Origin of the sequence: Pseudomonas sp. KB-10 (assembly GCF_018221585.1) — a bacterium.
GTDB lineage: Bacteria > Pseudomonadota > Gammaproteobacteria > Pseudomonadales > Pseudomonadaceae > Aquipseudomonas > Aquipseudomonas yangonensis.
This window is the reverse complement of record NZ_QYYB01000001.1, coordinates 630,060-643,445: the sequence shown is the minus strand read 5'-3', so window position 1 is coordinate 643,445 and position 13,386 is coordinate 630,060. Positions and strand designations below refer to the sequence as shown.

Annotated in this window: 11 protein-coding genes and 1 tRNA gene; 7 read left to right on the top strand and 5 right to left on the bottom strand. The window is 64.3% G+C overall.

Annotation, left to right across the window (positions count from 1 at the left end):
* Positions 1-161: 161 nt before the first annotated feature.
* Together DXK50_RS02905 and DXK50_RS02900 are read right to left on the bottom strand one after the other, a co-directional pair.
* Positions 162-1,175 (bottom strand): virulence RhuM family protein, encoded by a 1,014-nt coding sequence (locus tag DXK50_RS02905; protein ID WP_212629271.1) that lies wholly within the window; start codon positions 1,173-1,175, stop codon positions 162-164.
* 150 nt (positions 1,176-1,325) lie between these two features.
* Positions 1,326-1,402, bottom strand: a tRNA-Arg gene (locus DXK50_RS02900).
* A gap of 350 nt (positions 1,403-1,752) precedes the next feature.
* On the opposite strand from DXK50_RS02900, the gene gabD reads away from it, so the two are divergent.
* The 4 genes from gabD to DXK50_RS02880 all read left to right on the top strand — a co-directional run bounded on the left by gabD (position 1,753) and on the right by DXK50_RS02880 (position 6,527).
* Positions 1,753-3,204 (top strand): NADP-dependent succinate-semialdehyde dehydrogenase, encoded by a 1,452-nt coding sequence (gene gabD / locus DXK50_RS02895; RefSeq protein WP_212629270.1) that lies wholly within the window; start codon positions 1,753-1,755, stop codon positions 3,202-3,204.
* 260 nt (positions 3,205-3,464) lie between these two features.
* Positions 3,465-4,745 (top strand): 4-aminobutyrate--2-oxoglutarate transaminase, encoded by a 1,281-nt coding sequence (gene gabT / locus DXK50_RS02890; RefSeq protein WP_003242299.1) that lies wholly within the window; start codon positions 3,465-3,467, stop codon positions 4,743-4,745.
* A gap of 118 nt (positions 4,746-4,863) precedes the next feature.
* The gene (locus DXK50_RS02885; RefSeq protein WP_161866216.1) at positions 4,864-5,391 is read left to right on the top strand and encodes a TetR/AcrR family transcriptional regulator; all 528 of its coding nucleotides are present in this window, start codon (positions 4,864-4,866) and stop codon (positions 5,389-5,391) included.
* Entirely contained in the window at positions 5,388-6,527 is a 1,140-nt protein-coding gene (locus DXK50_RS02880) for an MFS transporter (RefSeq protein WP_212629269.1), read from the top strand. The genes DXK50_RS02885 and DXK50_RS02880 overlap by 4 nt, the downstream gene beginning before the upstream one ends.
* Positions 6,528-6,635: 108 nt before the next feature.
* Here DXK50_RS02880 and DXK50_RS02875 read toward each other — a convergent pair whose 3' ends face one another.
* The gene (locus tag DXK50_RS02875; RefSeq protein WP_024306375.1) at positions 6,636-6,995 is read right to left on the bottom strand and encodes a cupin domain-containing protein; all 360 of its coding nucleotides are present in this window, start codon (positions 6,993-6,995) and stop codon (positions 6,636-6,638) included.
* 254 nt (positions 6,996-7,249) lie between these two features.
* Here DXK50_RS02875 and DXK50_RS02870 point away from each other — a divergent pair, with 254 nt between their 5' ends.
* Positions 7,250-8,743: an aldehyde dehydrogenase gene (locus DXK50_RS02870; protein WP_212629268.1), complete on the top strand. Its 1,494-nt coding sequence runs from the start codon at positions 7,250-7,252 to the stop codon at positions 8,741-8,743.
* Between the two features lie 192 nt (positions 8,744-8,935).
* Complete coding sequence (locus DXK50_RS02865) at positions 8,936-10,084, top strand: MFS transporter (protein WP_212629267.1); 1,149 nt, start codon at positions 8,936-8,938, stop codon at positions 10,082-10,084.
* A gap of 6 nt (positions 10,085-10,090) precedes the next feature.
* Here the strand turns inward: DXK50_RS02865 and DXK50_RS02860 are convergent, their stop codons facing one another.
* Positions 10,091-11,545, bottom strand: coding sequence for an aminotransferase-like domain-containing protein (locus DXK50_RS02860; protein ID WP_212629266.1), 1,455 nt, complete (start codon positions 11,543-11,545; stop codon positions 10,091-10,093).
* A gap of 183 nt (positions 11,546-11,728) precedes the next feature.
* On the opposite strand from DXK50_RS02860, the gene DXK50_RS02855 reads away from it, so the two are divergent.
* Positions 11,729-11,953, top strand: coding sequence for a DUF1127 domain-containing protein (locus DXK50_RS02855; protein ID WP_024306379.1), 225 nt, complete (start codon positions 11,729-11,731; stop codon positions 11,951-11,953).
* A gap of 59 nt (positions 11,954-12,012) precedes the next feature.
* Here the strand turns inward: DXK50_RS02855 and DXK50_RS02850 are convergent, their stop codons facing one another.
* The gene (locus DXK50_RS02850) at positions 12,013-13,326 is read right to left on the bottom strand and encodes an NAD(P)/FAD-dependent oxidoreductase (RefSeq protein WP_212629265.1); all 1,314 of its coding nucleotides are present in this window, start codon (positions 13,324-13,326) and stop codon (positions 12,013-12,015) included.
* Positions 13,327-13,386 lie beyond the last annotated feature (60 nt).

Sequence of the window (13,386 nt, the reverse complement as noted above, 5' to 3'; positions counted from 1 at the left end):
GCTCTTGTGAGGGCCACTTGTGGCCAATTTTAAGATGAGCAGGGGCTAACCCTATCACGCGAGATGGGATATCCAAGCTAAAAAGGCTCAATCCGGATAAGCGTTGCTGAAGGCCAGCCTCGCTCCGGCTTTCGTAGACGGGCTCTACCCAGTTAACACAGTCACTTGGATTTCTTCTTTGCACTCAGGCGCTTTTCCAGGCGTTCCAGCTCTGCCAATTCCTGACCATCGGCTGCCAGGGCTTCGGCGCTGCGGCGGTGTTGGTCGAATGTCTCGTAACGTTCGTGGGCCACCTGCTTCATTTGCTCATGGCTGATGCTACCGGCGGTGCGCAGCAGCGGTTGCTCGTTAAAGGCCATAAAGCTGTCGATGTATTGCCGCCAATCGGCGAGCATCAAGTGCTTACGCTGCTCAGCGCGTAGCTCGGCGAAGTCGAGGAACATGCCGACCAGGCGATTGAGCTGGTCTAGCTCCTCGGCATTCAGATAGTTCTTGGCCACCACAACATCGGCCTTGCGCACCCGGTCGCCCTTGAAGCTAAGCAGGTTCATATTGGGTGCGCTGGCATCGGCGCGCTGTACGATCAGCTCGGCGGCGGTGTGGCCGGTAACGGCGAAGAACAGCTTGTTCTGCACTTCGGCAAACAAGCGAGCGGTGTCCTGCTCATTGGCGCGATAATCCTCGGCCAAGGTGAAGAGATCACGTACCTTTTGGTAGAAGCGCTTCTCCGAGGCCCGTATGTCACGGATGCGCTTGAGCAGCTCATCGAAGTAGTCCCAGCGGGGCTCCTTCAATCGGGCGTCGTCCATCACGAAGCCCTTCTGCAGGTACTCACCCAAGGTGCGCGTGGCCCACTGACGAAACTGGGTGCCACGCGTTGAGCGCACCCGGTAGCCTACGGCGATGATCATGGGCAGGGCGTAGTACGCCAGCTTGCGTTTGACCTGGCGCGAACCCTCGATTTGAACTGTCAAGTTTTCCTTGACGGTTGCCTCTTCTGCCAGCTCACCCTCCGCAAGGACGTTCTGTACATGCAGACTGATATTCTGCTTGCTGGTCTGATACAGCTCAGCCATTTCCAACTGCGTCAACCAGACCTGTCCATCCATTTCGCGCAACGTGAACTGCGCCAGGCCGTCTTCCGTGCTGTAGAGAATCAGGTCGCTATTGGCCATATCAACCACTCACCTCCGGTTCATCCATAAACGTTGCTTACTGCAAGGGGGTTGGCGCTTAGCCATGTTCATTGCCCCTCAACGCTATAAGAAGCTCACATTCAAGGGCAACAGAAACGAAGAAGCCCGCACGGTGGCGGGCTTCTGAAATGGCGCATCCGGCGGGATTCGAACCCACGACCCCTGCCTTCGGAGGGCAGTACTCTATCCAGCTGAGCTACGGATGCGTTGCGGGGCGCAATGATACGCATCTGGGCGCTTAGCGTCCATCGTGCATGAGTGTGCATTATTCAGAACGCACTTTACACTTTTGCAGTGGTTAAGAACCGCATGACCAAGTTTTTTATCATTCTTTCGTCGATTTAGCCCCTCCGGCTATTGCCCTTTGCCGTTGCCGCTCCTAGGATTCGTTTGAGATTTCAAACGGCGCGTTCGGTCATTCTGAACCCCCGCACGTTCAACGGCTCTGAATCCATTACCAGGCACCCGCAAGGCTAAATTTTCCGCCTGCGGGCTCTGTCCGTGACTCCAACGACTTTGCACCGACGCCCGGGCGCCGGAACTGAAGGAGACTGCCATGCAACTGAAAGACACCCAGCTGCTGCGCCAGCAGGCCTATATCGATGGCCAGTGGCTGGACGCCGACAGCGGTCAGACCATTGCCGTGAACAACCCGGCGACTGGCGAAATCATCGGTCACGTGCCGAAGATGGGCCGTGCGGAAACCCGTCGCGCCATTGAGGCCGCCGAGAAGGCGCTGCCGGCCTGGCGTGCGCTGACTGCCAAGGAGCGCGCCAACAAGCTGCGCCGCTGGTTCGAGTTGCTGATGGAGAACCAGGACGACCTCGGTCGCCTGATGACCCTGGAGCAGGGCAAGCCGCTGGCCGAAGCCAAGGGCGAGATCGCCTATGCTGCCTCCTTCATCGAGTGGTTCGCCGAGGAAGCCAAGCGCGTCTACGGTGACGTGATTCCCGGCCACCAGCCGGACAAGCGCCTGATCGTGATCAAGCAGCCGATCGGCGTCACCGCCGCCATCACCCCGTGGAACTTCCCAGCCGCGATGATCACCCGCAAGGCCGGCCCGGCACTGGCCGCCGGTTGCACCATGGTGATCAAGCCGGCTTCGCAGACGCCGTTCTCCGCCCTGGCCCTGGTCGAGCTGGCCGAGCGCGCAGGCATCCCGAAAGGCGTGCTGAGCGTGGTCACCGGCAGCGCCGGCGAAGTGGGTGGCGAGCTGACCAGCAACCCCATCGTGCGCAAGCTGTCCTTCACCGGCTCGACCGAGATCGGTCGCCAGCTGATGGCCGAATGCGCCCAGGACATCAAGAAGGTGTCGCTGGAGCTGGGCGGCAACGCGCCGTTCATCGTCTTCGATGACGCCGATCTGGATGCCGCCGTGGAAGGCGCGCTGATCTCCAAGTACCGCAACAACGGCCAGACCTGCGTCTGCGCCAACCGCATCTACGTGCAGGATGGTGTCTACGACGCCTTCGCCGAGAAGCTGATCGCCGCTGTATCCAAGCTGAAGATCGGCAACGGTCTTGAAGATGGCACCACCACCGGCCCGCTGATCGACGAGAAGGCCGTGGCCAAGGTGCAGGAGCACATCGCCGACGCGGTGAACAAGGGCGCCAAACTGGCCCTGGGCGGCAAACCGCATGCCCTGGGTGGCACCTTCTTCGAGCCGACCATTCTGGTGGACGTGCCGAAAACCGCTGCCGTGGCCAAGGAAGAAACCTTCGGCCCGCTGGCGCCGCTGTTCCGCTTCAAGGACGAGGCCGAGGTGATCGCCATGGCCAACGATACCGAGTTCGGCCTGGCTTCCTACTTCTATGCCCGCGACCTGGGCCGCGTATTCCGCGTGGCCGAGGCGCTGGAGTACGGCATGGTGGGCATCAACACCGGCCTGATCTCCAACGAAGTCGCGCCGTTCGGCGGCGTGAAGGCTTCCGGCCTGGGCCGCGAAGGCTCCAAGTACGGGATCGAGGACTACCTCGAGATCAAGTACATGTGCCTGGGCGGCATCTAGTCGCTGCTGCACTCGGCCGGACGTCGTTGGCGCAAACGGGAAAAATGCTCATTGGCTACAGCCAACTCCGCTTTTCCCGTTTGCGCCGCCTAGCCCGGCCATCGCTCGCGACGCGCCTAGCGTTCTGATCCGGGTCGTAGCGAGCCAGAATTTCCCCCGCCTCCGGCGGCCCGACGCAGTCGATCATCGTATGCTGCGGCGATCCCCCTCCAGAGGCATTTCCTTGAACCGAGCCGCCCGATGACGGCCATGAGGACACCATGAGCAAGACCAACGAATCCCTGCTGCAACGCCGTGCCGCCGCCGTACCGCGCGGTGTCGGCCAGATCCACCCGATTGTCGCCGAGCGCGCCGAGAACGCCACCGTGTGGGACGTCGAAGGCCGCGAGTACATCGACTTCGCCGGCGGCATCGCCGTGCTGAACACCGGCCACCTGCATCCGAAGGTGGTTGCCGCCGTTCAGGAGCAGCTGACCAAGCTGTCGCACACCTGCTTCCAGGTACTGGCCTACGAGCCCTACATCGAGCTGTGCGAAGAGATCGCCAAGCGCGTGCCGGGCAACTTCGCCAAGAAGACCCTGCTGGTCACCTCCGGCTCTGAAGCCGTCGAGAACGCCGTGAAGATCGCCCGCGCCGCCACCGGCCGCGCCGGCGTGATCGCCTTCACCGGCGCCTACCACGGCCGCACCATGATGACCCTGTCGCTGACCGGCAAGGTGGTACCGTACTCCGCCGGCATGGGCCTGATGCCCGCTGGCGTGTACCGCGCCCAGGCGCCGTGCCCGCTGCATGGCGTGAGCGAGGACGAGTCCATCGCCAGCATCGAGCGCATCTTCAAGAACGACGCGCAGCCGCAGGACATCGCCGCGATCATCATCGAGCCGGTGCAGGGCGAGGGCGGTTTCTACGTCAACTCCCCGGCCTTCATGCAGCGCCTGCGCGCCCTGTGCGACCAGCACGGCATCCTCCTGATCGCTGACGAAGTGCAGACCGGCGCCGGCCGTACCGGCACCTTCTTCGCTACCGAGCAACTGGGCGTGGTGCCAGACCTGACCACCTTCGCCAAGTCCGTCGGCGGCGGCTTCCCGATCTCCGGCGTGTGCGGCAAGGCCGAGATCATGGACAAGATCGCCCCCGGTGGCCTGGGCGGCACCTACGCCGGCAGCCCGATCGCCTGTGCTGCGGCTCTGGCCGTGCTAAAGGTGTTCGACGAGGAGAAACTGCTGGAGCGCAGCCAGGCCGTGGGCGAGAAGCTCAAGGCCGGCCTCAAGACCATCGCCGAGAAGCACAAGGTGATCGGTGACGTACGTGGCCTGGGTTCGATGGTCGCCATCGAGCTGTTCGAAGGCGGCGACCACAGCAAGCCGGCGGCCGAGCTGGTAGGCAAGATCGTCGCCCGTGCGCGCGAGAAAGGCCTGATCCTGCTGTCGTGCGGCACCTACTACAACGTCATCCGCTTCCTGATGCCCGTCACCATCCCGGACGCGCAGCTGGAAAAAGGCATCGCCATCGTCGCCGAGTGCTTCGACGAGTTGGCCTGAGCCGGACCCTGAGCACGCCTGTGCGTGCTGATGAAAAGACCCGCCCTGCGCGGGTCTTTTTTTGCCTGGGCATCGAATTTCGGTTGACGAGGTAAAATGATCGTTTTACCTTGATTCGATGAATATCGACGCCAAGCTTATATCCGTGGCCGAAGAGCTGTTCGACCGTCACGGCTTCAACGCAACCGGCATGGATCGTCTGGCGCAGGCCGCCGGGATGTCCAGCCGCACGCTGTACAAGCACGCGGGCAGCAAGAACGAGCTGATCGCTGCCGTGTTGATGACACGTGGACAGCGCTTCCTGCAGCGCCTGGAGTTGGACAGCGTCGCGGCGTTGTTCGATGCACTGACCAGCTGGATGGGCGAGGAAGGTGCGCGGGGCTGTCTGTTTCTGCGTGCCCAGGGCGAACTCGGCACGGCCCTGCCGGAAGTCACCGAGGTCGTGGCGGCGTACAAGGCGCGCTTCAGCGAAACGGTGCGGCGGATTCTCACCCGTCAGTTGGGCGTCAGCCCCGATGAGGAACTGGTCGAGCAGGTGGTCATTCTCTTCGAAGGTGCCACGGCCGCGGCCAGCTACCGCGGCCCGGCTGCAGTGGCCACGGCAGGGCGCGCGGCGACGCTGCTGGCCCTGCGGGGGCAGGCATGACCCGTGAATGGCGCCTTGGTGTCACGGGCTTCGGCCTGATCGCGGTGTGCTACGGCTTCGCCCGTTTCGCTTTCGGCCTGTTCCTGCCGCAGATCGATGCTGATCTCGCTCTGCCGGACGCCGTTGGCGGCCTGATCGCCGGTGGCTCCTTTCTTGGCTACTGCCTCGCCATCGTCGTCGCCGCACAACTGACCGAGCGCCTCGGCGCGCGTACCGTCGCGTTCGTTGCCGCATCGATCGCCATGCTCGGTATGCTCGGTATCGCCCTCGCGCCATCGGCGTTCTGGCTCGCCGCTGCGGTATTGCTCGCGGGCGTGAGCACGGGGCTGGCTTCACCGCCCATGGCCGCAGCAGTGGCGGCGATCGTCCAGCCGCAGCGTCAGGACGGCACCAATACCCTGATCAACGCCGGCACCAGTGCAGGCGTGATTCTGTCCGGCCCGGTCGCACTGATGTTTGGCGCCGAGTGGCGGCTGGCCTACGGCGTTTTCGCAGCCGCGGCATGCGTGCTGGCGGTGCTGGCGATTTTGCATGTGCCGCGTACCGCCGCGCCGCCTGTGCAGGCTCACGCTGGCGCTGCACTGTTCAGCGCCACCTTGAAGCGACTGGTGGTGGCGTCCCTGCTGATGGGCGCGGCCAGTACGGCCTTGTGGTCGTTCGGCAGCGAGATCGTGGCGCAGCGTCTGGGGTGGCAGAGCGCTGGGGCCGGATTGCTCTGGGTGGTGATCGGCGCCGCCGGGATCGCCGGTGCCGGGGCTGGCGCTCTGGTCGCCAGACTGGGCATCGACTGGGCGCACCGGCTGTGTCTGGCCGCGCTGGCGGCGGCCATCGTCCTGGTCGGCATGGGTGGCATGCCGGCCCTGGTGCTGCTCGGCGGCGCGCTGTTCGGCGCGGCCTACATCACGCTGAGCGGCATCTATCTGGTCTGGGGCGTGGCGGCATTGTCAGAACGCCCCGCCACCGGACTGACCATCGCCTTTCTTGGCATTGCCGTTGGCCAGACGTTGGGTGCACCGGTGTTCGGCGCTCTGGCGAGCTGGCTGAGCCTGACGCATGCCGTGGTGCTTTTCGCGTTGCTGGCGTTGCTGGCAGGCACCATGCGCTCGGCTGTAGTCGAGGCTGTGCCCGCGGGCTGAGGCAGCCATTGCGCAGAAAAAGACCCGCGCGAGGCGGGTCGAAGGGTGACAAGCAACAACAGGATTCGGCGAGCCCGGAACCAGTGCGTCAGGCTCGGGGTCAGGTACTTACTTGGACTCGAAGATCACGTAGACCTTGCGGCAGGCTTCCAGCACTTCCCAGGTGCCGGAGAACCCGGCGGGAATCACGAAGCGGTCGCCGGCGCGTACGGTCTTGGCGTTGCCATCGGCATCACGCAGCACGGAAACACCCTGGAGGATCTCGCAGTACTCGTGCTCGGTGTAGTTCACCGTCCACTGGCCCACTGCACCTTCCCAGATGCCGGTGCTGAACTGACCGCAGGGGCTGCTGTAATGGTTGCGTACGCTCTGCTCGGGGTCACCCTTGAGCACTTTCTCCGCTGCGGGGCGATAGTGTTCGGCGGCCGTGCCGGCCTGGGCGAAGTCGACGATCTGCTCGATGTTCATCTGGCTGTTCCGTGGTGGTCGATGGCGGCAGCCGCGCGGCCGGCAGGGCGCGACGGCAAAGACGTGGCAGCAGTCTATGTTTAAAAAAACGAACATGACAAGGGCTTTTACCTGCCTATGTCAAAAATATTGAAAAGCCACAGGCCTCTGGTTTAGTGTGGCGAACAGGATTTGGCCAGCGAGCTGGCCTTGCAGAATTATTGACAGTGCGCGTCCCTGCGGGCGCCGCTTCCACCCATTGAGAGGATGCCGGAATGACTAGCCTGACTCGTAGCGACTGGGAACAACGTGCCAAGACCCTGACCATCGAAACCCGCGCCTTCATCCACGGCGAATATCGCGCTGCCGAGTCCGGCGCCACCTTCGAGTGCATCAGCCCGGTCGACGGGCGTCTGCTCGGCCTGGTGGCCAGCTGTGATCAGGCCGATGCCGAGCTGGCGGTCAAGGACGCCCGCGCCACCTTCGACTCCGGCGTGTGGTCCCGTATGGCGCCGGCCCAGCGCAAGAAGGTCATGATCCGCTTCGCCGAGCTGATCGAGGAAAATGGCCAGGAGCTGGCTCTGCTGGAAACCCTGGATATGGGCAAGCCGATCAGCGATTCGCTGAGCATCGACGTGAACAGCGCGGCCAATGCCATTCGCTGGAGCGGCGAGGCCATCGACAAGGTCTATGACGAAGTTGCCGCCACGCCTCACGATCAGCTCGGGCTGGTCACCCGCGAGCCGGTGGGCGTGGTCGCCGCCATCGTGCCGTGGAACTTCCCGCTGCTGATGTCCTGCTGGAAGCTCGGTCCGGCGTTGGCCACCGGTAACTCCATCATCCTCAAGCCCTCCGAGAAGTCGCCGCTGACCGGCATCCGCATCGCCCAGCTGGCCATCGAGGCCGGCATCCCGGCTGGCGTATTCAACGTGCTACCGGGCTTCGGCCATACCGTCGGCAAGGCCCTGGCCCTGCACATGGACGTCGACACCCTGGTGTTCACCGGCTCGACCAAGATCGCCAAGCAGCTGATGGTCTACGCCGGCGAGTCGAACATGAAGCGCGTCTGGCTGGAGGCCGGCGGCAAGAGCCCGAACATCGTCTTCGCCGACGCACCTGACCTGCAGGCCGCTGCCGAAGCTGCCGCCAGCGCCATCGCCTTCAACCAGGGCGAAGTCTGCACCGCCGGCTCGCGCCTGCTGGTGGAAAACTCGATCAAGGACAGGTTCGTGCCGATGGTGGTCGAGGCGATCAAGGCCTGGAAACCGGGCAACCCGCTGGACCCGGACACCAACGTCGGTGCCCTGGTCGACACCACGCAGATGAACAACGTGCTGAATTACATCCAGGCCGGTCACGACGACGGCGCCAAGCTGGTGGCCGGCGGCAAGCGGGTGATGGAAGAGACCGGCGGCACCTACGTCGAACCGACCATCTTCGACGGTGTGAACAACGCCATGCGCATCGCCAAGGAAGAGATCTTCGGCCCGGTGCTGTCGGTGATCGGTTTCGACGATCAGGACGAGGCCATCGCCATCGCCAACGACACCGTTTACGGCCTGGCCGCTGCGGTGTGGACCAGCAACCTCTCGCGCGCCCACCTGGTGGGCAAGGCGCTGCGCGCCGGCAGCGTGTGGATCAACCAGTACGACGGCGGCGACATGACTGCGCCGTTCGGTGGCTTCAAGCAGTCCGGCAACGGTCGCGACAAGTCGCTGCACGCGTTCGACAAGTACACCGAGCTGAAGTCCACCTGGATCAAACTGTAACGGCATCGGGGCGATCACCTGGCTGTCGGCCAGGTAATCGGCTCCCCTCTCCCATTTATGGGAAAGGGGCTGGGGGAGAGGGCCGAGAACGCAGCGAAACTGCCGGCTATCTCGCTCCCGAAACCTACGGCCGGGTTCCCGAGGAACCCGGCCGTTGTCTTTGCAGCGGCTCGTCAGCCAAGGAATTCGCCAATGCGTTGGGGCACCTATTTCGCCGTCTGTGCGGCAGTCATCAGCATCGGCCTGGCGCTGGGCGTGACCATGCCGCTGGTGTCGCTGCGCCTGGAAAGCTGGGGCTACGACTCCTTCGCCATCGGCGTGATGGCCGCGACCCCAGCCGTTGGCGTGCTGCTCGGTGCCTTGCTGGCGGGGCGCCTGGCGGCACGCTTCGGCACCACCGTGCTGATGCAGCTGTGCCTGCTGCTCGGCGCGGTGTCGGTGGCGGCGTTGGCGCTGGTACAAAACTACGCGGTCTGGGTCGGCTTGCGCCTGTTCATCGGTGTGGCGCTGACTGTGGTGTTCATCCTGGGCGAAAGCTGGATCAACCAACTCGCCGTGGAGAAGTGGCGCGGCCGCCTGGTGGCCCTGTACGGCACCGGCTATGCCCTCAGCCAGCTCAGCGGCCCCCTGCTGCTCACGGCGCTCGGCACGGCGACCGACCGGGGGTTCTGGACGGGCGTGTGCCTGCTGATCGGCGGCTCGCTGATCCTGATCGGGCGCAGCGGCGCGCCGCAGGTGGATGCACACAGCGCTTCCGGGCGCGGGTTGCTGGTGTTCTGCCGCAAACTGCCGGCGATCGCCTGGGCAGTGATGCTGTTCGCCGCCTTCGAAGCGATGATGCTGACCCTGTTGCCGATCTACGGTCTGCGCCAGGGCTTCACTCAGGAAGTGGCGTTGTTCATGGTCAGCGTTGTGGTGGTCGGCGATGCGGTGCTGCAGCTGCCCATCGGCTGGCTGGCCGACCGCATGTCGCGGCAGTTGCTGTTCCGCGCCTGTGGCGTCGTGCTGCTGCTGTCCAGCCTGGCCATTCCATCCTTGCTGCACACGCCGTTGATCTGGCCGGTGCTGGTGGCCTTCGGCGCCAGTGCCGGTGGCCTGTTCACCTTGTCGCTGATCATGATCGGCGAGCGTTATCGTGACGACGAACTGGTGCGCGCCAATGCTCACGTCGCCCAGCTGTGGGGGCTGGGCTGCCTGATCGGGCCGTTGACCACCGGCGCCGTCAGCCAGTGGCTGAGCGGCCATGCGCTGCCGCTGATGATGGCCACCGGTGCGTTGGTGTTCATCATCCTGGCGAGCAAGCGTGGCGCCTTCAGCGAGATGGAGGCAGCGCGCTCCTGAATCCCCTCACCGCCATTGCCCCAGCGCCCGGGTCTGCTGCAGGTCGGCTTCCTCGATGAGCTCGGCGATGGTCGTACCGATCTGCTTCACCGCTGCCTCTAGGGCCGCGCTCGGCGGTTCGGCGTAGTTCAGGCGGATGCAGTTGCGGTACTTGCCGGCCGCGGAAAAGATGCTGCCCGGCGCGATCTGGATCTTGTGCGGCAGCAGCGCGCGATTGAGCTTCTGGCTGTCGAAGCCCTGTGGCATCTCCACCCAGAGCATGAAGCTGCCCTGCGGTCGGCTGACCCGGGTGCCGGCCGGGAAATAGCGGCTGACCCAATCCACCATCAGGTCGCGGCTGCGCAGGTACTGCGCGCGCATGCGCCTTAGGTGCGGTTCGTAATGCCCGTCCTTGAGGTATTCGGCCAGCGCCAGCTGTGGCAGCTGCGCGGTACTGCCGGTGCCCAGGTACTTCATGTGCACCACCTGCTCCAGGTAGCGCCCCGGGGCGATCCAGCCGACCCGCAGGCCTGGCGCCAGGGTCTTGGAGAATGAGCTGCAGAACAGCACGCGACCGTCCTCGTCGAAGGACTTGATGCTGCGTGGGCGCGGGTAGCTGTAGGCGAGGTCGGCGTAGACGTCGTCCTCGATGATAGCCACATCGAAGCGCTGCGCCAGAGCGACCAGGGCGCGCTTGTTGGCGTCGGGCATGATGTAGCCGAGCGGGTTGTTGCAGTTGGGAGTGAGCTGGATTGCCTTGATCGGCCACTGCTCCAGAGCCATCTCCAAGGCATCGAGGCTGATCCCGGTGAGCGGGTCGGTGGGCAGTTCCAGCGCCTTCATGCCGAAGCCCTTGAGCGCCTGCATGACGCCATGGAAGCTCGGCGAGTCGACCGCGACGATGTCACCGGGCTGGCAGATGGCGCGCACGGCCGCCGACAGGGCTTCGTGGCAACCGGTGGTGACCACCAGGTCCTGGGCTTCCAGTTGGCAACCGGAGTCGAGCATCAGCCGGGCGATCTGTTCCCGCAGGCGAATATCGCCGCGAATGCCGCCATAGGTGAGTACGTCCGGGTCCTGCCGGCGCGCCTGGCGCGACAGGTTGCGCAGCAGCGGCTTGAGCGTAGGGCTGCTGATATCTGGGCGGCCACGGCCCAACTGCAGCATGTCGTGCTGTGGCGAGCTGCTGATCAGTTCCAGTACGTGATCCCACTGCGAGACTTCCACGGGGCGCTGTGCGGCTCGACTGATCTGCGGCAGAGCGGGCATTTGCCGCCCCACCGGCACGAAATATCCGGACTTCGGTCGCGGCGCGGCCAGCCCCATGTCCTCGAGGTGGCGGTAGGCCTGCTGCACGGTGCTCAGGCTGACGCCGTGTTCCTGGCTCAGGCTGCGTATCGACGGCAGGCGGTCGCCTGGGCGGTACAGTCCCTGCTCGATACGGGTGCCGATCAGTTCGGCCAGGTTCAGATAGAGCGTCATGACAGTCGTCCGCCTGTTGCAAGGTGTCTCGACAGCAACCAGTACAGATCGCCGGGAAAAATCCCATTCAGTGGGAAAACGGCGAAATCTGTATGGAGTTAATAAGAGATTTTTGGATCTGTCATGCATTTTATGGTCACGCCATGCTGATCTCCCATGACAGAAGGCAGCGGGAGAGCAACCATGAGCGGATTCAGCAAGACAGATTTCGCAGCCGTGGGCGAGTTCGTGCGGGGAACACCGTGCAAGGATGAGGCGCGCTATTTCGGCCGCAACTGGCCGGCTTTCTGGCGGCGCCTGAATACACGGGGCATGCTGCGCAAGCTCACCGATCAGCAGTTGCGCGACATCGGCCTGAGCCGCGCCCAGGCCGAGCGCGAGGCGCGCCTGCCGTTCTGGAAGCTGTAGGGCCCTAGCTTCACTATACGGCTCGCCCGTAGGAGCGGCTTCAGCCGCGATGTGTAGGCCTACAGCAATTCTTTCAAGCGGTGCCAGGCCATCCCCAGTGCCAGCAGCGGCGAGCGCAGGTGCTTGCCGCCGGGGAAGGTCATGTGCGGGACCTGGGCGAACAGGTCGAAGCCGCGGCTTTCCTGTCCGGCGATGGCCTCGGCGAGCAGCTTGCCTGCCAGATGCGTGGCGTTGACGCCGTGCCCGGCGTAGGCCTGGGCGTGGAACACGTTGGGCTGGTCCTTGAGTCGGCCGATCTGTGGCAGGCGGTTGGCACCGATGCCGATCATCCCGCCCCACTGGAAGTCGATACGCACGTTGGCCAGCTGCGGGAATACCCTGAGCATCTTCGGCCGCATGTAGGCGGCGATGTCGGCCGGATCGCGCCCGGAATAGTGGCAGGCACCGCCGAACAGCAGGCGGCGGTCGGCCGAGAGGCGGTAGTAGTCGACGGTTACGCGCTGGTCGCACAGCGCCATGTTCTGCGGGATCAGCTGGCGCGCCTGATCTTCGGAGAGCGGTTCGGTGGCGATGATATAGCTGCCGGCCGGTAGCACCTTGCCGCTCAGCGTCGGGTTGAGACCGTTGATGTAGGCATTGCAGGCCAGCACCAGGTACCTGGCGCGCACCTGGCCGTTGGCAGTGTGCACGCGCACTTCGCTGCCGTAGTCGATGCCGGTCACCGGTGAGTCTTCGAACAGCTGCACGCCCAGCGACTGGGCGGCAGCGGCTTCGCCGAGCGCCAGGTTGAGCGGGTGCAGGTGGCCCGAGCCCATGTCGATCATGGCGCCATGGTAGTTATTGGAGCCGACCACTTCATGGATGCGCTCCTTCGGCACCATGCGCAGTTCGTGGCGATAACCGAGGCTTTCCAGCTCGGCCTTGTCCTCGGCAAAACCGTCCATGTGCGCCGGCTTGTTGGCCAGATCACAATAGCCCCAGGTCAGGTCGCAGTCGATGCGAAACTGCCCGACGCGGCTGCGCACGATCTCCACGGCTTCCAGGCCCATCAGCTTGAACTGGCGCACGCCCTCCTTGCCGACCACCGATTCGAACTGCTCGACATCATGGCCGACGCCGCGAATCAGCTGCCCGCCGTTGCGGCCGCTGGCGCCCCAGCCGATCTTGCGCGCCTCCAGCAACGCCACCGAGAGGCCTTTCTGTGCCAGCTCGATGGCCGTGTTCAGGCCGCTGAACCCGCCACCGACGATGCACACGTCCACCTGCCGTTCGCCGTCCAGCGGTGGGTAGGCCTGCTGGCGATTGACGCTGGCGGCGTAATAGGAAGCGGCATGCTGTGGGCTGTGGACGGGCTGGTGAACGCGGGCGTTCATGTGCGAAATCCTGATTGTGTTGTGTGGAAAATTCAACGCAGCATAAGCGCGTGATTGTTA